The sequence below is a fragment of the Pseudomonas sp. UTLPPB19802 genome, from assembly GCF_059730225.1.
Genome location: NZ_AP048545.1, coordinates 6,754,693 through 6,772,500, shown reverse-complemented (window position 1 = coordinate 6,772,500; position 17,808 = coordinate 6,754,693). Strand labels below are relative to the sequence as shown.

Annotated in this window: 14 protein-coding genes, 2 tRNA genes and 3 rRNA genes (1 of these 19 only partly in view); 15 read left to right on the top strand and 4 right to left on the bottom strand. The window is 57.9% G+C overall.

The window, feature by feature from the left end:
- The 9 genes from AC6I6U_RS29805 to AC6I6U_RS29765 all read left to right on the top strand — a co-directional run.
- Positions 1-310, top strand: a 16S ribosomal RNA gene (locus tag AC6I6U_RS29805) (it extends 1,227 nt beyond the left edge of the window).
- Between the two features lie 84 nt (positions 311-394).
- Positions 395-471: transfer RNA gene (locus AC6I6U_RS29800), tRNA-Ile, on the top strand.
- 10 nt (positions 472-481) lie between these two features.
- A tRNA-Ala gene (locus tag AC6I6U_RS29795) sits at positions 482-557 on the top strand.
- Positions 558-806: 249 nt separating this feature from the next.
- Positions 807-3,697 (top strand): 23S ribosomal RNA (locus AC6I6U_RS29790).
- Between the two features lie 150 nt (positions 3,698-3,847).
- Positions 3,848-3,963 (top strand): 5S ribosomal RNA (gene rrf, locus AC6I6U_RS29785).
- The 16S, 23S and 5S rRNA genes sit together here with 2 tRNA genes alongside, the layout of an rRNA operon.
- 754 nt (positions 3,964-4,717) lie before the next feature.
- Positions 4,718-6,322, top strand: a complete 1,605-nt coding sequence (locus AC6I6U_RS29780) for a tetratricopeptide repeat protein (protein WP_497879529.1) — start codon at positions 4,718-4,720, stop codon at positions 6,320-6,322.
- Positions 6,319-7,011: a sensor histidine kinase gene (locus AC6I6U_RS29775; protein WP_497879528.1), complete on the top strand. Its 693-nt coding sequence runs from the start codon at positions 6,319-6,321 to the stop codon at positions 7,009-7,011. Before AC6I6U_RS29780 ends, AC6I6U_RS29775 begins: the two co-directional genes overlap by 4 nt.
- Positions 7,012-7,212: 201 nt before the next feature.
- The gene (locus AC6I6U_RS29770; protein ID WP_497883134.1) at positions 7,213-8,454 is read left to right on the top strand and encodes a glutamine synthetase family protein; all 1,242 of its coding nucleotides are present in this window, start codon (positions 7,213-7,215) and stop codon (positions 8,452-8,454) included.
- A gap of 70 nt (positions 8,455-8,524) precedes the next feature.
- On the top strand, positions 8,525-9,889 hold the full coding sequence (locus AC6I6U_RS29765) for an MFS transporter (RefSeq protein ID WP_497879527.1): 1,365 nt from the start codon (positions 8,525-8,527) through the stop codon (positions 9,887-9,889).
- A 69-nt stretch (positions 9,890-9,958) separates the two neighbouring features.
- On the opposite strand, the gene AC6I6U_RS29760 is transcribed toward AC6I6U_RS29765, so the two are convergent.
- The 4 genes from AC6I6U_RS29760 to flgA all read right to left on the bottom strand — a co-directional run bounded on the left by AC6I6U_RS29760 (position 9,959) and on the right by flgA (position 12,563).
- Positions 9,959-10,702 carry a flagellar brake protein gene (locus AC6I6U_RS29760; protein ID WP_497879526.1) on the bottom strand — a complete coding sequence of 248 codons (744 nt, stop codon included), beginning with the start codon at positions 10,700-10,702 and terminating at the stop codon, positions 9,959-9,961.
- Positions 10,703-10,797: 95 nt separating this feature from the next.
- Positions 10,798-11,265 (bottom strand): flagella synthesis protein FlgN, encoded by a 468-nt coding sequence (locus tag AC6I6U_RS29755; RefSeq protein ID WP_497879525.1) that lies wholly within the window; start codon positions 11,263-11,265, stop codon positions 10,798-10,800.
- 48 nt (positions 11,266-11,313) lie between these two features.
- A complete protein-coding gene (gene flgM / locus AC6I6U_RS29750; protein WP_497883133.1) occupies positions 11,314-11,634 on the bottom strand; it encodes a flagellar biosynthesis anti-sigma factor FlgM in 321 nt (106 codons plus the stop codon).
- A gap of 167 nt (positions 11,635-11,801) precedes the next feature.
- The gene (gene flgA / locus AC6I6U_RS29745) at positions 11,802-12,563 is read right to left on the bottom strand and encodes a flagellar basal body P-ring formation chaperone FlgA (protein WP_497879524.1); all 762 of its coding nucleotides are present in this window, start codon (positions 12,561-12,563) and stop codon (positions 11,802-11,804) included.
- Positions 12,564-12,643: 80 nt separating this feature from the next.
- Here flgA and AC6I6U_RS29740 point away from each other — a divergent pair, with 80 nt between their 5' ends.
- The 6 genes from AC6I6U_RS29740 to flgE all read left to right on the top strand — a co-directional run bounded on the left by AC6I6U_RS29740 (position 12,644) and on the right by flgE (position 17,660).
- Entirely contained in the window at positions 12,644-13,570 is a 927-nt protein-coding gene (locus AC6I6U_RS29740) for a chemotaxis protein CheV (RefSeq protein WP_497879523.1), read from the top strand.
- Positions 13,571-13,623: 53 nt separating this feature from the next.
- Positions 13,624-14,451, top strand: a complete 828-nt coding sequence (cheR, locus tag AC6I6U_RS29735) for a protein-glutamate O-methyltransferase CheR (RefSeq protein WP_497879522.1) — start codon at positions 13,624-13,626, stop codon at positions 14,449-14,451.
- 237 nt (positions 14,452-14,688) lie between these two features.
- Positions 14,689-15,099, top strand: coding sequence for a flagellar basal body rod protein FlgB (gene flgB, locus AC6I6U_RS29730; protein ID WP_497879521.1), 411 nt, complete (start codon positions 14,689-14,691; stop codon positions 15,097-15,099).
- 3 nt (positions 15,100-15,102) lie between these two features.
- Positions 15,103-15,546 carry a flagellar basal body rod protein FlgC gene (flgC, locus tag AC6I6U_RS29725; protein ID WP_186685104.1) on the top strand — a complete coding sequence of 148 codons (444 nt, stop codon included), beginning with the start codon at positions 15,103-15,105 and terminating at the stop codon, positions 15,544-15,546.
- A gap of 15 nt (positions 15,547-15,561) precedes the next feature.
- The gene (gene flgD / locus AC6I6U_RS29720) at positions 15,562-16,299 is read left to right on the top strand and encodes a flagellar hook assembly protein FlgD (RefSeq protein WP_497879520.1); all 738 of its coding nucleotides are present in this window, start codon (positions 15,562-15,564) and stop codon (positions 16,297-16,299) included.
- 32 nt (positions 16,300-16,331) lie between these two features.
- The gene (gene flgE, locus AC6I6U_RS29715; protein ID WP_497879519.1) at positions 16,332-17,660 is read left to right on the top strand and encodes a flagellar hook protein FlgE; all 1,329 of its coding nucleotides are present in this window, start codon (positions 16,332-16,334) and stop codon (positions 17,658-17,660) included.
- Positions 17,661-17,808: the final 148 nt, after the last annotated feature.

Genomic DNA, 17,808 nt, shown 5'->3' with positions numbered 1-17,808 from the left:
GCTACAATGGTCGGTACAAAGGGTTGCCAAGCCGCGAGGTGGAGCTAATCCCATAAAACCGATCGTAGTCCGGATCGCAGTCTGCAACTCGACTGCGTGAAGTCGGAATCGCTAGTAATCGCGAATCAGAATGTCGCGGTGAATACGTTCCCGGGCCTTGTACACACCGCCCGTCACACCATGGGAGTGGGTTGCACCAGAAGTAGCTAGTCTAACCTTCGGGAGGACGGTTACCACGGTGTGATTCATGACTGGGGTGAAGTCGTAACAAGGTAGCCGTAGGGGAACCTGCGGCTGGATCACCTCCTTAATCGACGACATCAGCTTCACCATGAGTTCCCACACGAATTGCTTGATTCATTGAAGAAGACGATTACGGTAACAGCTCTTAACTGGGTCTGTAGCTCAGTTGGTTAGAGCGCACCCCTGATAAGGGTGAGGTCGGCAGTTCGAATCTGCCCAGACCCACCAGTTTCTTGTTGGGGCCATAGCTCAGCTGGGAGAGCGCCTGCCTTGCACGCAGGAGGTCAGCGGTTCGATCCCGCTTGGCTCCACCATCCTTAACACCGTGTCAAAGCTTAGAAATGAGCATTCCATCGATCACGATCGATTGATGATGAATGTTGATTTCTGAACTTTTTCAGAATCGTTCTTTAAAAATTTGGGTATGTGATAGAAAGATAGACTGAACGTTACTTTCACTGGTAACGGATCAGGCTAAGGTAAAATTTGTGTTCTCTTAATTGAGCTGCAAATTTTCGGCGAATGTCGTCTTCATAGTATAACCAGATTGCTTGGGGTTATATGGTCAAGTGAAGAAGCGCATACGGTGGATGCCTTGGCAGTCAGAGGCGATGAAAGACGTGGTAGCCTGCGAAAAGCTTCGGGGAGTCGGCAAACAGACTTTGATCCGGAGATGTCTGAATGGGGGAACCCAGCCATCACAAGATGGTTATCTTGTACTGAATACATAGGTGCAAGAGGCGAACCAGGGGAACTGAAACATCTAAGTACCCTGAGGAAAAGAAATCAACCGAGATTCCCTTAGTAGTGGCGAGCGAACGGGGACCAGCCCTTAAGTGGCTTTGAGATTAGCGGAACGCTCTGGAAAGTGCGGCCATAGTGGGTGATAGCCCTGTACGCGAAAGTCTCTTAGTCATGAAATCGAGTAGGACGGGGCACGAGAAACCTTGTCTGAATATGGGGGGACCATCCTCCAAGGCTAAATACTACTGACTGACCGATAGTGAACTAGTACCGTGAGGGAAAGGCGAAAAGAACCCCGGAGAGGGGAGTGAAATAGATCCTGAAACCGTATGCGTACAAGCAGTGGGAGCAGACTTTGTTCTGTGACTGCGTACCTTTTGTATAATGGGTCAGCGACTTATATTCAGTGGCGAGCTTAACCGAATAGGGGAGGCGTAGCGAAAGCGAGTCTTAATAGGGCGTTTAGTCGCTGGGTATAGACCCGAAACCGGGCGATCTATCCATGGGCAGGTTGAAGGTTAGGTAACACTGACTGGAGGACCGAACCGACTACCGTTGAAAAGTTAGCGGATGACCTGTGGATCGGAGTGAAAGGCTAATCAAGCTCGGAGATAGCTGGTTCTCCTCGAAAGCTATTTAGGTAGCGCCTCACGTATCACTCCAGGGGGTAGAGCACTGTTTCGGCTAGGGGGTCATCCCGACTTACCAAACCGATGCAAACTCCGAATACCTGGAAGTGCCGAGCGTGGGAGACACACGGCGGGTGCTAACGTCCGTCGTGAAAAGGGAAACAACCCAGACCGTCAGCTAAGGTCCCAAAGTCATGGTTAAGTGGGAAACGATGTGGGAAGGCTTAGACAGCTAGGAGGTTGGCTTAGAAGCAGCCACCCTTTAAAGAAAGCGTAATAGCTCACTAGTCGAGTCGGCCTGCGCGGAAGATGTAACGGGGCTCAAACCATGCACCGAAGCTACGGGTATCACGTAAGTGATGCGGTAGAGGAGCGTTCTGTAAGCCTGTGAAGGTGAGTTGAGAAGCTTGCTGGAGGTATCAGAAGTGCGAATGCTGACATGAGTAACGACAATGGGTGTGAAAAACACCCACGCCGAAAGACCAAGGTTTCCTGCGCAACGTTAATCGACGCAGGGTTAGTCGGTCCCTAAGGCGAGGCTGAAAAGCGTAGTCGATGGAAAACAGGTTAATATTCCTGTACTTCTGGTTATTGCGATGGAGGGACGGAGAAGGCTAGGCCAGCTTGGCGTTGGTTGTCCAAGTTTAAGGTGGTAGGCTGAGATCTTAGGTAAATCCGGGATCTTAAGGCCGAGAGCTGATGACGAGTGTCCTTTAGGACGCGAAGTGGTTGATGCCATGCTTCCAAGAAAAGCTTCTAAGCTTCAGATAACCAGGAACCGTACCCCAAACCGACACAGGTGGTTAGGTAGAGAATACCAAGGCGCTTGAGAGAACTCGGGTGAAGGAACTAGGCAAAATGGCACCGTAACTTCGGGAGAAGGTGCGCCGGTGAGGGTGAAGGACTTGCTCCGTAAGCCCATGCCGGTCGAAGATACCAGGCCGCTGCGACTGTTTATTAAAAACACAGCACTCTGCAAACACGAAAGTGGACGTATAGGGTGTGACGCCTGCCCGGTGCCGGAAGGTTAATTGATGGGGTTAGCTAACGCGAAGCTCTTGATCGAAGCCCCGGTAAACGGCGGCCGTAACTATAACGGTCCTAAGGTAGCGAAATTCCTTGTCGGGTAAGTTCCGACCTGCACGAATGGCGTAACGATGGCGGCGCTGTCTCCACCCGAGACTCAGTGAAATTGAAATCGCTGTGAAGATGCAGTGTATCCGCGGCTAGACGGAAAGACCCCGTGAACCTTTACTATAGCTTTGCACTGGACTTTGAATTTGCTTGTGTAGGATAGGTGGGAGGCTTTGAAGCGTGAACGCCAGTTTGCGTGGAGCCATTCTTGAAATACCACCCTGGCAACTTTGAGGTTCTAACTCAGGTCCGTTATCCGGATCGAGGACAGTGTATGGTGGGTAGTTTGACTGGGGCGGTCTCCTCCTAAAGAGTAACGGAGGAGTACGAAGGTGCGCTCAGACCGGTCGGAAATCGGTCGCAGAGTATAAAGGCAAAAGCGCGCTTGACTGCGAGACAGACACGTCGAGCAGGTACGAAAGTAGGTCTTAGTGATCCGGTGGTTCTGTATGGAAGGGCCATCGCTCAACGGATAAAAGGTACTCCGGGGATAACAGGCTGATACCGCCCAAGAGTTCATATCGACGGCGGTGTTTGGCACCTCGATGTCGGCTCATCACATCCTGGGGCTGAAGCCGGTCCCAAGGGTATGGCTGTTCGCCATTTAAAGTGGTACGCGAGCTGGGTTTAGAACGTCGTGAGACAGTTCGGTCCCTATCTGCCGTGGACGTTTGAGATTTGAGAGGGGCTGCTCCTAGTACGAGAGGACCGGAGTGGACGAACCTCTGGTGTTCCGGTTGTCACGCCAGTGGCATTGCCGGGTAGCTATGTTCGGAAAAGATAACCGCTGAAAGCATCTAAGCGGGAAACTTGCCTCAAGATGAGATCTCACTGGAACCTTGAGTTCCCTGAAGGGCCGTCGAAGACTACGACGTTGATAGGTGGGGTGTGTAAGCGCTGTGAGGCGTTGAGCTAACCCATACTAATTGCCCGTGAGGCTTGACCATATAACACCCAAGCAATTTGCGTCGAATGAGCAGATTGCGGTGTATGAAGACGAAGTGAACCGAAAGTTTGCAACGCACAAAACACCTGAATCACATACCCGAATTTGCTGGAGCGTGACCCGCAAGGGCTACGAGCTGGCTACCGAATTTCTTGACGACCATAGAGCATTGGAACCACCTGATCCCATCCCGAACTCAGAAGTGAAACGATGCATCGCCGATGGTAGTGTGGGGTTTCCCCATGTGAGAGTAGGTCATCGTCAAGATTAAATTCCAAAACCCCAATTGCGAAAGCAGTTGGGGTTTTGTCTTTGTGGCGTTGGCAAGTCCGGTGCAGGGCTTGAGGGCCTCTTCGCGGGCAAGCCCTGCTCCTACAATACTTCGTCGTCCATACCGGTTGTGCTCGCCACCCGTCTGTAGGGGCAGGGCTTGCCCGCGAAGAAACCGCCACAACCGACACAAGACCCAACCCCACCTCACTTGTGGCGAGGAGGTTAGTCGGGACGCCGCACCGCCCCGCTGGGCTGCAAGGCAGCCCCAAACCCTGAACCCCCGATCTACCTGGCCCACCGCATAAGCTGGTTTCAGGGTTCCTGCGCACCCCAGCGGTTCGGCGTCCCGACAAACCTCCTCGCCACAAGAGTGGCGGCGCGTCACAGAGCCCCATGGCCACTATAAACCATCGGTCCGCTCTCTCTTTTTTCCCATTAGATGCTTAACAGCCCTCAGGTTTGGTCGTTCGCGGGCGATATCCTCACTAGCGATAGCAGCGGATTGCGCCATGGCTCTGTGCCTCGCGTCATCCCTGGAGCCTTCTAATGGAAAGTACCGTCCGCACATCGACTACTCTTGGAGCTGAATATCAGATCGGGGCAGCTCAACGGGATCGCGGGTTGGTGTAAAATCGATTAGTGGCAGTTTGCCTTAGTTATTATCTGTTCGCGAAAGCGACAGTGAAGTTGGGTCCGTGCTTGAAATAGCCTTCGGGCTCATCTTCTATTTCCAATGACAGGAATCTCGATGCTGGCGTATCACCAAAAAAGCTTTCTGATCGTCGACGATTTCTCCGATTTTCGCAGTTCAGTCAGGTCCATGCTGCGGGAGTTGGGCGTCAAGGAAGTAGACACCGCCGACACCGGAGAGCAGGCGTTGCGCATGTGCGCGCAGAAGCGCTACGACTTCATCCTGCACGATTACCACCTCGGCGACGGTCGCAAGAATGGTCAACAGGTGCTCGAAGACCTGATGATCGACAAGCTGATCAGTCATGAAAGCATCTTCGTCATGGTCACCGCCGAAAGCAGTCAGGCCATGGTGCTCAGTGCCCTGGAGCATGAGCCCGATGCCTACCTGACCAAGCCGTTCAACCGGGCCAGCTTGGCCCAGCGCCTGGAAAAGCTGGTTCAGCGCAAGAATCTGCTCAAGCCGATCATGCAGGCGCTCGATCGTGACAAACCGGCAGAGGTGCTGGCTGCCTGTACCAAGCTCACGCAGCAGGACACCCGCTTCGCCCCGCTATGCCTGCGCTACCGTGCCGATGCGATGCGTGCCCTCGGCCAGAACGAGCCATTGGAGCGCTTTCTCAATGGCATCCTGGGCGATCGCCCGCTGCCATGGGCGTATGCGATGCTTGGACAGTTGCTCTACAAGCGTGGGCAGCTCAGCCAGGCCAAGGAGTTGTATGAGGCAGCGCTCAAGGCCTTTCCGATGATGCCGGCGCTCTATGATGGACTCGCCGACGTGTTGGTCCAGCAGGGTGAAACCAAACGGGCCCAGAGCGTGCTTGAGGAGGCTGTACGCTTGTCGCCATTGGCAGTACGCCGCCAGTCGTTGCTCGGCAAGCTGGCCATGGCCAACGAGGATTTCGAGGGGGCGTCCAAGGCCTACCGCCAGGCGGTTTCCCAGGGCGAACAGTCGCGTTACAAAGACCCGGAAAGCAATCTTGGTCTGGCCCATGCCCTGATCAGCAAGGGTAGTGAGCGCGGCCTGGATACGCGCACGCGCCTGGAGATCAACCAGACGCTCAGTGCGGTTGCCAAGGAAAACGCCAGCGACCCGGGACTGCAGGTGCGTGCACGGCTGATGAAGGCCACCAGCCTGCTGCTCAATGACGCCGAAACAGCCGACAAGCTCACCGAGCAGGCCATGGCGCGGCTAGAGGGCATGGAGAACTTCATGAGTGCCGAAGCTGCCCTGCTGGTAGCCAAGCAACTGCAGCAGTTGGGGCAGGCGGATGCCGGTGCATCGATGCTCAAGAACTGCGTGGAAATATACGGTGATGATCCGACAGTGATGAAGGGCATTGCCAAGTTGACCGACGATCCGGAGATCCTCGGCAGCGGCAAGGCCGCCATCGACCTCAACGTCCAGGGCGTGCGCAGCTACAAGAGCGGCAACCTGGAGGAGGCGCAGGAGCTGTTCCGCAAGGCATTGGCCCTGCAACCGAAAAATATCAGTATTGCCCTCAATGCCGCGCAGGCACTGTTGGTGACGGCGCAAAAGAGTGGCGATGCGGCGGTCCTCGAAGAGTGCCGGGCTTGCCTGAAAATGGTCGGCAAGATGCCGGACAGCGATCCACGTTATGAGAGGTATCAGAAATTGCGCAGCCGGGCGTTTGGCGAATGAGTGACAAGGATCAGGGGCTGGATTTTTCCACGGTAATCGCCTCGACCGTCCATGACATGAAGAACTCGCTGGCGATGCTGATACAGGCCCACGGCCAGTGGCAGAGCCAGCTGCCCGAAGCGCAACGCGAGAACCCCGAGCGTGCTGTAATCGAGTACGAGTTCACGCACCTCAATAGCATGCTGGTGCAGTTGCTGGGCCTCTACAAGCTGGGCGTCAATCAGTTGCCGTTGCGGCCTGACTACCATGATATGGACGACTTCATCGGTGCGCAGTTGGCGAGTCGCCAGGAAGTCCTGAACAGTCGCGGTATTGTCGCCAGTTATGAAATCGACGATTTCAGCCCGCTGGGTTTCTTCGATCGTGAGCTGATCGGGTCCGTGGTAGGCAATATCGTCACCAATGCCATCCGCTTCGCTTGCCATGCATTGTTGATCGATGTGCGCGAGGAAAACGAGCAGTTGGTGCTGAGTATCAACGATGATGGTCCTGGCTTCCCCGCGCAGATGCTCGAACGCCAGACGGACTACGTTCAGGGTATCAACTCGGCGACAGGCAGTACCGGCCTGGGGCTGTATTTCGCTGCTCGGATTGCAGCCCTGCACGAGCGCAACGGCGTGCGCGGACGTATCGAACTCGGCAACGGTGGCACCCTCGGCGGTGCCTTGTTCAAGCTCTATCTCCCCTGAGTCAGTCTTTTTCCTCGTTCCTGCTTGAAATCCCGAACGGCTGGTGCGTATTTTGTACAGGCCGCCGTTCGCGGTCTCTACAACAACAAGGATTGAGTCATGACGACCGATGGCCAGAACTCGCTCGCGCAGCGATTGACCGGCATTGATGAGATTGAATGTGTCACGCCCGACCTCAATGGCGTGCCGCGTGGCAAGGTGATGACCGCCGAGGGTTTTCTCGAAGGGCGGCGCCTGCAGCTGGCGCGTGGCGTGCTGCTGCAATGCATCATGGGCGGGTACCCGCCGGCGCGATTCTACGGCAGCGACGACGGCGACCTTGCCCTCATTGCCGACCCGCGCCAGATCCACCGTCTGCCGTGGAGCCAGCCCTCCCGTGCCCTGGCGATCTGCGATGCCGATGAACTGACTGGCGAGAGTTCCAGTCTGTCAACCCGTGGCCAGCTCAAGGCAGTCATTGCTCGTTATGCGGCTCGTGGCCTGGCGCCAGTGGTGGCGACCGAGCTGGAGTTCTTCGTATTCGCCCCCAATACCGACCCGACCCAGCCTTTCCAGCCGCCTATCGGCCTCGATGGGCGTCGCGAGGACGGCTACTCGGCCTTCAGTGTCAGTTCCAATAATGGCCTGCGTCCATTCTTCAACGAGGTCTATGCGAGCATGGCGGCACTGGGGTTGCCGCGCGACACGTTCATGCACGAGATGGGCGTCAGCCAGTTCGAGGTCAACCTGTTGCACGGCGATCCGCTGCTGCTGGCCGACCAGACCTTCCTGTTCAAGCACCTGCTCAAGGAGGTGGCGCTCAAGCATGGCCTGAGCGTGGTCTGCATGGCCAAGCCGCTGGCGAAGACGCCGGGCAGCTCGATGCACATTCACCAGAGCGTGGTGGAGATTGGCAGCGGCAAAAACGTCTTCAGTGATGCCGCTGGCGAGCCGACCGCAATGTTCCGTCATTTCATCGGTGGTCAGCAGGCGTGCATGGCGGACTTCACCGCGTTGTTTGCGCCGAACGTCAACTCCTACCAGCGTCTATGCCATCCGTACGCGTCGCCGAACAATGCCTGCTGGTCCCACGACAACCGGGCTGCCGGCCTGCGTATCCCGGCCAGCTCGCCGGTGGCACGGCGCGTGGAGAACCGCCTGCCGGGAGCGGATGCCAACCCTTACCTGGCGATTGCCGCCAGCCTGGCCGCAGGCCTGCACGGTATCGAGCAGCAACTGGAGCCGACACCGGCGATCCAGGGCGAGTTCGAAGTAGCGGATGAGTTGTCACTGCCCTGCACCCTGCATGCGGCCCTGGAGCGGCTCAAGCGCAGCCACTTGGCCAAGGAACTGTTCGGCACCGAGTTCATCGAAGGCTACGTGGCTTCGAAGACCATGGAGTTGACCAGCTACCTCGATGAGATCAGCCCCTGGGAGCGCCGTGTTCTGGCCGCCCAGGCTTAGACGTAACGTCCGCATCGGGCTATCTTCCGGGTAGCCCGACATCTTATTCAAAGAGCCGCCAGGAACGTCAATGCGCCAAATCTGGAAATCCTTTAGAGCGCTGTATTTCGCCTCGCTGATGATGCTGATCGGCTCGGGCCTTCTGAGTACCTACCTTGCCCTGCGCCTGGCAGCCGACCATGTCGATGGCCTGTGGGTAGGCGCCTTGATGGCGGCCAACTACTTCGGTCTGGTGCTGGGCGGCAAGATCGGCCACCGGCTGATTGCCCGCGTCGGACATATCCGGGCCTATGCCACTTGTGCCGGGATCGTCGGTGCCGCCGTACTGGGCCATGGCCTGATCAATTGGCTGCCGGCCTGGCTGTTGCTGAGGATGATCGTTGGCCTTGGCATGATGTGCCAGTACATGGTTATCGAGAGCTGGCTCAACGAGCAGGCCGAGGCCAAGCAACGCGGTTTGGTCTTCAGTGGCTACATGATCGCTTCCTATCTGGGCCTGGTGCTCGGGCAACTGATCCTGGTCATGCACCCGGCCCTCGGGCCCGAATTGCTGATGCTGGTCGCACTGTGCTTTGCGTTGTGCCTGGTACCGGTGGCCATGACCCGGCGGATTCACCCGGCACCCCTGCATCCGGCTCCGCTGGAACCACGCTTCTTCATGAAGCGCGTACCGCAATCGCTGACCACCGTATTGGGTGCGGGGCTGATCGTCGGCTCGTTCTATGGCCTGGCGCCGCTCTATGCTGCTCAACAGGGGCTTTCCACCGAGCTGGTCGGTCTGTTCATGGGCTGCTGCATCTTTGCCGGCTTCCTGGTGCAGTGGCCGCTGGGATGGTTGTCTGATCGCTACGATCGGGCCGTGCTGATCCGCAGCGTCGCCCTGCTGCTGATGCTGGCGTCCTTGCCGCTGGCGATCTTCTCCTCGGCGCCGATGGAGGTGCTGTTTGCCTCCGGATTCGTGGTTTCGCTGCTGCAGTTCTGCCTGTATCCGCTGGCGGTAGCATTTTCCAATGACCATATCGAGGGCGATCGCCGTGTTTCGCTGACCGCCATGTTGCTGATGACCTACGGCATTGGTGCGAGCATCGGGCCGCTGGCGGCCGGGGTGCTGATGAAGCTGTTCGGCAGCCATATGCTCTACGCGTTCTTCAGCTTCTTCGCATTGGTCCTGGTATTGCGTATCCGGCCAAAGGCCGTGACCAACCTGCACCAGGTCGAGGATGCGCCGCTGCAGCACGTGGTCATGCCGGAAGCCATGTCGCCCCTTGGCGCGGCGCTCGATCCGCGGGTCGACGAGCAGGTGGTACTGGACCAGATGTGCGACACCTCTGTGACACCGCCGCCAGCCGATATTCAGCCCTCCGAGACGCAGGCAGGGGCTGCTACCCAGGTCGATGAATCGGATCCGGAACCGGCAAACAAGTCGAGCAATTGAGAGAGCGAATAAAAAACGGGCCACCTGATGAGAGTGGCCCGTTTTTCTTGGGTGAAGGCAGCGTCTGACTCAGTAGTCGTCGTCCTTGTCGAAACGCCGTGCTTCACGTTGCAGTTGGTAGACGAAGCGCTCGACCTGGCGTTGTACCAGCCCGCTCATATTGTGGAAGCGTACCCCGGCGAAGGTGGTGTTGATCCTTTCTTCGAAGTGCAGGTGGCGCAACTCCACCGGAGCAGTCATCGGGCCGAAGGGCAGGGCAGCGATAAAGCGTTCGTAGACTTGGCCCAATTGCAGGCGGTCGGAGATATCGCCTTCGAAACGCAGCTTGCAACCGCTGGCGGAGATGTCCAGCAGTTTGCCGTTGACCGGTGCCTTGAGCTTGTCGCCACCCATTTCGATGTTCACCAGGGCGGTGAGTTTCAGGGCAGCGCGAAACGCGTTACGGCGCTGGTGGTAGACCACTTCCTCGGGAATCGCCCCGCGGTAGCATCCGTTGGTCTCGTCCACGGTCATCGGCTGGGGTTGTTCCCAGGTGATGCGTACGCCGTCATGGAAACCTTCGACACGGAACGGTTCGCCTGCCGCCAGGAAACGTTCGCCGTCGCGCGGCATCATTTCGTCCAGGGCCAGAGTACCAGCGTCTCGGTCGATATCGATGACGAAACTCTGGAAGCGCTGGCTACGTTCGTGGAACGTGATGATCAACGGGTCATGGCTATCCTGCAGCATCCGCAGGTTGGCGGAAATTTCCAGAGGCGTGGTTAGCACCTTAGGTGGCTGCGGAGCATCGTCCGCGCTTGGGGCATTGGACACGGTTCATCAATCTCCAGACAAAATACGACTACACGCAAAGCCAGCATTTTGCCAGCATGATACGCGCCTTGGATAGAGCGCGCAGCAGTTCGGGGTCAAGCCTGACTCAGAGGGCGCGGCTTCGCAAGCCTCGCCGTCGAGCCGCGGGCATCATACAGTGCGGGTGGCTCGCCGCCGGTCAGGATCTTCAACTGATTTGCGGTAGTTGCTTGCTGAACCTGGATATTGCGCCCATTGAGTTCATTGGCAGCCTGGCAGTCGGCCAGGAGACGGGTGAGTTCTTCGCTCTGGCTCAGCAACTCGGCACCCACGCTCGACTGCGCGGCCAGTTGTTCCAGGCCGGAGTGGTTGAGGGGCAGGTTGAGGCTGGCGAGAATCTGGCTGCGCTTGCGGCCATGTTGTTCCAACAGGATGATCAACGCTTGCTTGCGCGCCAGAATGTCTTCGAGCTCGACCATGTTGCGACCATGCAGCGCCAGCGATTCGGCGCGCAACAGCTCAAGCAGATCTTGAGCTGGAGCAAAATCTTCGGTGATCAGTTGCAGTAAATTGGTGTCGTGCATGGCTGGCCTTGGGTTTTAAGCGTCCAAAAGCCTCGCGCCGGCAGATGCCTAGCGCTGGGCTTCGAAGTTGAGCAGTTTGCTTGCGACTCGGTTGCTATCGACCTTGTAGCTGCCATCGGCGATTGCCTGTTTCAACTCGGCCACGCGGGCGCTGTTGACTACAGGCTGCTGCTGCAGCTTGTCAGTGATCTTTTGCAACTGCTGAGCCTCATTGCTGAGGTGTACCGATTCCCCGCTCTGGCCGACTGAATCGGCCTGGCTGTTCACGGCGGCAGACTTGCCGGCGCCGTCGGCTTCCTTGTTGGCGCTGGTGCGCGTACTGCCTGTCAGTGACGGGGCGTTATTCAAACGACTGAAATCGATGACCATGATAAAAACCTCTGGGTATTTGGACGCTTGCCTTGTTTTCGGCCATACCCGGAAAAACTTTAGGCTCATCTGAAAATGAGTCTGCATTTCGGCTGTAGCCCTGTCTGGGCCACAGTTTAGGAAAAGTGTTGGCTCGGCGCCAGTTATCTACAGAGTGGTTTTTTTCTCTATAAGGCCACTTCCACCTGACCAGGGGCAGTGACCCGGGCCTTGATGACCCGCTGCGAGTTGAGGTTCTTGATGCGGATCTGCTCGTTCAGGCCGCCATCGGAGAGCGCTTCGCCGGGCATCTTGACCACCAGGCCACCGCTCGTCGCGCTGATGACCACCTGATCACCCTTGCGCACCACTTCTGCCTGCTCCAGGTGAACCAGGGTGATGACCTGGTCCATGACCATTGGTCGGACAAGTTTCTGCCCGATCGCCTGGTCGGGCGAGGTCAGGAACCCCTGGTTGATCAGACTGATATCCCGTTCACGCAGGGCCACGTCTTCTGGCTCGATGATTCCGGCGCGCTTGAGTGGGCGAGTAGTGACGACCACGTCGCGGAACAGCTTGACCTGGGCTGGTACGAACACCGTCCAGGGCGAACTGCCTTCGCAGCGGATCTTCACGGTGACTCGGCCGATCGGGGTTGCCGGGCTCTCGAGGCTGGCTGTCAATTCCTTGTCGCAGGCAGCCATGCGCAGGCGCGGGTCTAGTTGGTTGACCTGGATTTCGTAGCGACCTTCGGTTTGACTGGTAGCCAGATAGTCTTCTACCGTGAATTCAAGAAAGCCTTGGGTCACGCCGATAAGCTGATCAGGCAGGGTCGCCGATTCCGCAAAAGCAGGGTTGCTTGGGTTCAGGCAGCATAAAACCGACACTACCGCGAGTAATCTGCGGTACTGTGATGTAAGGCGTCGAAAAAATGTCGTTTGTGCTTTCATAACGGTATAAAAAGCAAGGCTCGTGCCGTTTGCGCCTGAACGGGCGTCGAATCGTGAAGCTTTGATCAGAGAGGGCAGTCATGGCTGGTGTGATGGATTCGGTGAACCAGCGTACGCAACTGGTGGGGCAGAACCGCCTCGAGTTGCTGTTGTTCCGTCTCGACGGACAGCAGCTCTACGGGATCAACGTGTTCAAGGTACGCGAGGTGCTGCAATGCCCCAAGCTGACCCTGATGCCCAAGTCCAATCCGGTAGTGTGCGGTGTAGCGAACATTCGTGGAGCAACCATTCCGATCCTCGATCTGGCAATGGCCACCGGTTCCGGTGCACTCAAGGATCAGAGTAATCCGTTCGTGATCATTACGGAGTACAACACCAAGACCCAGGGGTTCCTGGTCAAGTCGGTGGAGCGCATCGTCAACATGAACTGGGAAGAGATCCATCCGCCACCCAAGGGGACCGGACGTGATCACTACCTGACGGCGGTGACGCGGATTGACAACCAGTTGGTGGAAATCATCGACGTGGAGAAGATCCTCGCCGAGGTTTCGCCCATGTCCGAGTCGGTTTCCCTGGGCGTGGTGGATGTCGAGACGCAAACCAAGGCGGTGTCCCTGCGTGTGCTCACCGTCGACGATTCGTCGGTGGCGCGCAAGCAGGTCACGCGTTGCCTGCAGACGGTCGGTGTCGAGGTGGTGGCGCTGAACGACGGCCGGCAGGCACTGGATTACCTGCGCAAGCTGGTCGACGAGGGCAAGAAGCCGGAGGAGGAATTCCTCATGATGATCTCCGACATTGAAATGCCCGAGATGGACGGCTATACCCTCACTGCTGAGATTCGCAGCGATCCGCGCATGCAAAAGCTGCACATCACTCTGCATACTTCCTTGTCAGGGGTTTTCAACCAGGCGATGGTGAAGAAGGTCGGCGCCGATGACTTCCTTGCCAAGTTCCGACCTGATGACCTGGCGGCCCGGGTGGTTGACCGGATCAAGGCTGCAGGATAACAGCCGGGGACCGATGGTCCCTGGCGCTACAGACGATTTAAGAGGCGGCACCATTGTCTACGGGTAATTTGGATTTCGAACAGTTCCGGGTCTTCCTGGAAAAGGCCTGTGGCATTCTGCTCGGTGAAAACAAGCAATATCTGGTTTCCAGCCGTCTCAACAAGCTGATGGAGCAGAATGGCATCAAATCCCTGGGCGAGCTGGTCCAGCGGATCCAGACCCAGCCACGCAGCGGCTTGCGTGAGCAGGTGGTGGATGCCATGACGACCAACGAAACCCTGTGGTTTCGTGACACCTATCCGTTTGAGGTGCTCAAGAGCAAGGTATTGCCGGAAGCGATCAAGGCCAGTCCCGGGCAACGCCTGCGGATCTGGTCGGCCGCTTGTTCATCGGGGCAGGAGCCTTACTCGATCTCGATGTCGATCGACGAGTTCGAGCGGACCAACATTGGCCAGTTGAAGGCCGGTGCGCAGATCGTCGCCACCGACCTGTCGGGTCTTATGCTGAACAACTGCAAGACCGGCGAGTACGACAGCCTGGCGATTGGTCGCGGCCTGTCGCCCGATCGCCTGCAGCGCTACTTCGATACCAAGGGGCCGGGGCGCTGGGCGGTCAAGGCGCCAATCCGCAACCGGGTCGAATTCCGCTCGTTCAACCTGCTCGACAGTTATGCCAGCCTGGGCAAGTTCGACATCGTGTTTTGCCGCAACGTGCTGATCTACTTCTCCGCGGAGGTGAAGAAGGACATCCTCATGCGCATCCACGGCAGTCTCAAACCAGGCGGTTATCTGTTCCTGGGGGCATCCGAGGCCCTCAACGGCCTGCCGGACCACTACCAGATGGTGCAATGCAGTCCGGGCATCATCTACAAGGCCAAATAGCCAACAGTTCGACACCCAGCGGGAGCCCACAAGGCTCCCGCTTTTTTTTGCCGCCGGTGTTGCCGCTTTGCTGGCGCTTAGCGGAAATGCCTTGCCGCTTTTCTGGCATTGCCAGCGGCAGCCACCTGGCAAAGCCTTGAATTACGGGGGGTGAGGAAATTGGCATGGGGCTTGCTATGGCTCTGTCAACGAAAAACCTGTTCCGACGATCAGGTCAACTCTCGAAGGTTTCCCGACATGAGCATCAGTTTCGACAAAGCGCTCGGCATCCACGAACAGGCCCTGAGCTTCCGTGCCCAGCGTGCCGAAGTCCTGGCCAACAACATCGCCAACGCCGATACCCCGAACTACAAGGCCCGGGACATGGACTTTTCCTCCGTGCTCGCCGAGCAGAGTGAAAAGGCCAGGAACAACGGCACCTTCGCGCTCAACACCACCAACAGCCGCCACATCGAAGCCCAGGGCATGAGCAATGGCGACGCGGCGTTGCAGTACCGCACACCGATGCAGCCGTCGATCGACCAGAACACCGTGGATGCGCAGATCGAGCAATCGAACTACGCGCAGAACGCGGTCGATTTCCAGGCCAGCTTCACCCTGCTCAACAGTAAATTCAAAGGGCTGGTGTCAGCCCTTCGTGGAGAATAAGCCATGTCCCTCGCCAGCGTTTTCAACATTGCCGGTAGCGGCATGAGTGCCCAGACCACTCGACTGAACACCGTCGCCAGTAACATCGCCAACGCCGAGACCGTCTCGTCGAGCATCGACAAGACCTACCGTGCGCGTCACCCGGTGTTCGCCACCATGTTCCAGAACGGCCAGGCCGGTGGCAGCGATTCGCTGTTCCAGGACCAGAACGCTGCCGGACAGGGCGTGCAGGTGTTGGGCGTGGTCGAAGACCAGAGCAACCTGGAAGCCCGCTACGAGCCGAACCATCCGGCGGCCGACGCCAAGGGGTATGTCTACTATCCGAACGTCAACGTCGTCGAGGAAATGGCCGACATGATCTCCGCCAGTCGTTCGTTCCAGACCAACGCGGAAATGATGAACACCGCCAAGACCATGATGCAGAAGGTCCTGACCCTCGGTCAGTGATAAGGGGCGACAGACATGAGCGTTACCGACTCCACCAGCACCTCCGTCCTCAACGACATCTTGACGGCCTCCAATGCCAAGGTGACGAACAAGACCAGTACCGACTCGCTGGGCAATGCCATCAGCAGCGCGGCCGGTGGCCAGACCCTGGGCAAGGACGCGTTCCTGCAACTGCTGGTAACCCAGCTGAAGAACCAGAACCCGCTGGACCCGCAGGACAACAGCGCCTTCGTTGCGCAGTTGGCCCAGTTCAGCAGCCTGGAAGGCATCACCACGCTCAACACCAGCGTCAACAACATTGCCAGCGCGTTCCAGTCTTCCCAGGCGCTGCAGGCATCGTCGCTGGTCGGTCGTTCGGTCATCGTGCCGACCGACAGGGCGGTGGTCGACACCAGCAAGAGTTTTACCGGCACCGCGGTCGTTACCGGTGCCACCGATACCACCACGCTGAAGATCAGCGATTCCAGCGGGAAGGTGGTTCGCACCATCGACCTGGGCGCCCAGACTGCCGCCGGCAACGTGGCCTTCGTCTGGGATGGCAAGGATGATTCCGGGACCCTGTTGTCCAGCGGTACCTACACCTTCAGTGCGGCCGCCAACCTCAAGGGCTCCACCAACTCGACGGCACTGGTGACCAACCTGCCGGCAACCGTCAGCAGCGTCAGCCTGTCGCAGAGCGGCGGTGAAATGATGCTCAACCTGGCTGGCCTGGGCAGTATTGCTCTGTCCAAAGTCCAGACCATTGGCCTGTAAGAGCCGACCAACGCGAAACAAAGGAGAGATACATGTCTTTTAATATCGGTTTGAGCGGTCTCAATGCGGCCCAGAAACAGCTCGACGTAACCGGCAACAACATCGCCAACGTCAACACCACCGGCTTCAAATCGTCCCGTGCGGAATTCGAGGACGTCTACTCGGCGACCAAGCTCGGCGTATCGTCCAAGACCATCGGTAACGGTGTGCGCCTGGCCAACGTTTCGCAGAACTTCGGCAACGGCGGCATGAACGTCACCGGTAACGCGCTGGACCTGGGTATCCAGGGCAACGGCTTCTTCACCCTGAGCGACAGCGGTTCGCTGATGTACACCCGCGCCGGTACCTTCAAGACCGACAAGGACGGCTACATCACCAACTCCGATGGTACCGCGCGTCTGCAGGGCTTTGCCGCCGACTCCAACGGCAATGTCATTCCGGGCGTGCTGACCGACCTGCGCATCGACGTGTCGAACCTGCCACCGCAGACCACGACCACCATCGGCGCGACGATCAACCTCGACTCCAAGTCGGCGGTGATCAACCAGGCGACCACGCCGTTCGATCCATCGAACACTGCCAGCTACACCACGCCATTCAGCTCCGATATCTACGATACCCAGGGTAACAAGCACTCGCTGGACCAGTATATGGTCAAGACCGGTGCCAACACCTGGAACGTCTACACGCTGATTGACGGGCGCAACCCGAACGGTACGGCACCGACTGTGGCGACGGTACCTCCAACGGTTCCAGCTGCTGCGACTGATCCTGTTCCGGTGGCAATGACCTTTGACTCCTCCGGCAAGCTGACCTCGATCGGTGGTACCACCGGCAAAACCAGCATCACCGTTACCGGCTGGGTTCCTGGCACGGTGACCAATGGTGTATGGGCCGCGAACGGTGCGGGTGCCAACACTGCCGGTATTCTTACCGACTGGGCGAAAACCACCCAGTTCAACGCCGATACCTCTCGCGCAGCCATCATTGGCGACGGTTATGCTACTGGCCAGATCACCGACATCAGCATCGATGGCACCGGTATCATCTTTGCCAACTTCAGCAACAACCAGCACAAGGCGATCGGCCAGGTGGCGGTCGCCAGCTTCACCAACGAACAGGGCCTGCAGCCTGCCGGCGGCACCAACTGGAAGCAGACCTTCGCCTCGGGCCAGCCTGCCTATGACGGCGGAGAGGTCGGCACCAACGGTTCCATCGTTTCCGGCTCCCTGGAAGGTTCCAACGTCGACCTGACCAGCGAACTGGTGGACCTGATCAAGGGCCAGAGCTACTACCAGGCCAACGCCAAGACCATCTCCACCCAGAGCACCATCATGCAGACCATCATTCAGATGACCTGATGGCTGGTTCGGGGTTTCGAAAGTCCGGCGCCTTTGGGCGCCGGATTTTTTTTGCCTGGTTTTTGCGCTGAATCAATTTGCAACTCTTTTCCCCCTGTGTGTCCCGACAAGCTGGTGCAGAACTTGCTCGCCCAGCCCGCGCTAACGA

What these genes read in the sequence shown, in the direction of transcription:
- AC6I6U_RS29780 (WP_497879529.1), top strand. Translation starts at nt 4,718, where the DNA reads ATGCTGGCGTATCACCAAAAAAGCTTTCTGATCGTCGACGATTTCTCC.
- AC6I6U_RS29775 (WP_497879528.1), top strand. Translation starts at nt 6,319, where the DNA reads ATGAGTGACAAGGATCAGGGGCTGGATTTTTCCACGGTAATCGCCTCG.
- AC6I6U_RS29770 (WP_497883134.1), top strand. Translation starts at nt 7,213, where the DNA reads ATGACCGCCGAGGGTTTTCTCGAAGGGCGGCGCCTGCAGCTGGCGCGT.
- AC6I6U_RS29765 (WP_497879527.1), top strand. Translation starts at nt 8,525, where the DNA reads ATGCGCCAAATCTGGAAATCCTTTAGAGCGCTGTATTTCGCCTCGCTG.
- AC6I6U_RS29755 (WP_497879525.1), bottom strand. Translation starts at nt 11,265, where the DNA reads ATGCACGACACCAATTTACTGCAACTGATCACCGAAGATTTTGCTCCA.
- flgM (WP_497883133.1), bottom strand. Translation starts at nt 11,634, where the DNA reads ATGGTCATCGATTTCAGTCGTTTGAATAACGCCCCGTCACTGACAGGC.
- flgA (WP_497879524.1), bottom strand. Translation starts at nt 12,563, where the DNA reads ATGAAAGCACAAACGACATTTTTTCGACGCCTTACATCACAGTACCGC.
- AC6I6U_RS29740 (WP_497879523.1), top strand. Translation starts at nt 12,644, where the DNA reads ATGGCTGGTGTGATGGATTCGGTGAACCAGCGTACGCAACTGGTGGGG.
- flgB (WP_497879521.1), top strand. Translation starts at nt 14,689, where the DNA reads ATGAGCATCAGTTTCGACAAAGCGCTCGGCATCCACGAACAGGCCCTG.
- flgC (WP_186685104.1), top strand. Translation starts at nt 15,103, where the DNA reads ATGTCCCTCGCCAGCGTTTTCAACATTGCCGGTAGCGGCATGAGTGCC.
- flgD (WP_497879520.1), top strand. Translation starts at nt 15,562, where the DNA reads ATGAGCGTTACCGACTCCACCAGCACCTCCGTCCTCAACGACATCTTG.
- flgE (WP_497879519.1), top strand. Translation starts at nt 16,332, where the DNA reads ATGTCTTTTAATATCGGTTTGAGCGGTCTCAATGCGGCCCAGAAACAG.